Origin of the sequence: Cytobacillus firmus DS1 (assembly GCF_000565285.1) — a bacterium.
Lineage (GTDB): Bacteria > Bacillota > Bacilli > Bacillales > Cytobacillaceae > Cytobacillus > Cytobacillus firmus_A.
On sequence record NZ_APVL01000072.1, the window covers coordinates 1 to 557 of the forward strand.

3 tRNA genes are annotated in these 557 nt (G+C 51.2%); all 3 read left to right on the forward strand.

Annotated elements, in window-relative coordinates:
• Positions 1–59 precede the first annotated feature (59 nt).
• The 3 genes from PBF_RS24810 to PBF_RS24820 all read left to right on the forward strand — a co-directional run bounded on the left by PBF_RS24810 (position 60) and on the right by PBF_RS24820 (position 346).
• A tRNA-Ala gene (locus PBF_RS24810) sits at positions 60–135 on the forward strand.
• A gap of 18 nt (positions 136–153) precedes the next feature.
• Positions 154–230: transfer RNA gene (locus tag PBF_RS24815), tRNA-Met, on the forward strand.
• A 23-nt stretch (positions 231–253) separates the two neighbouring features.
• Positions 254–346, forward strand: a tRNA-Ser gene (locus PBF_RS24820).
• Positions 347–557 lie beyond the last annotated feature (211 nt).

The following is a 557-nucleotide window of genomic DNA, read 5'->3' on the forward strand; positions in this document are numbered from 1 at the left end:
GGACCAAGGGGTCGCAGGTTCGAATCCTGTCTTCCCGACCAGTGACACTTCTTTTACATGGGGCCTTAGCTCAGCTGGGAGAGCGCCTGCTTTGCACGCAGGAGGTCAGCGGTTCGATCCCGCTAGGCTCCACCATAAATATATAATCATTTCGGCGGTGTAGCTCAGCTGGCTAGAGCGTACGGTTCATACCCGTGAGGTCGGGGGTTCGATCCCCTCCGCCGCTACCAATATGATTATTTTTTACAACATCGGAGGAATACCCAAGTCCGGCTGAAGGGATCGGTCTTGAAAACCGACAGGCGGGTCAAACCGCGCAGGGGTTCGAATCCCCTTTCCTCCTCCATATTTTAATAATACTATCGCGGGGTGGAGCACGACCGAATAATCTGCGAAGGAATTACTTCAGCGCACCGATTGAGCTGCTGCTTGAATAATCTTTCTGAAATCGGGGCGGTACTTCATTGATTAAACTGCGATGTAATGCTTGATGTGAGCATAGAAAAATCACATAAATAATATTATCGCGGGGTGGAGCAGTCCGGTAGCTCGTCGGG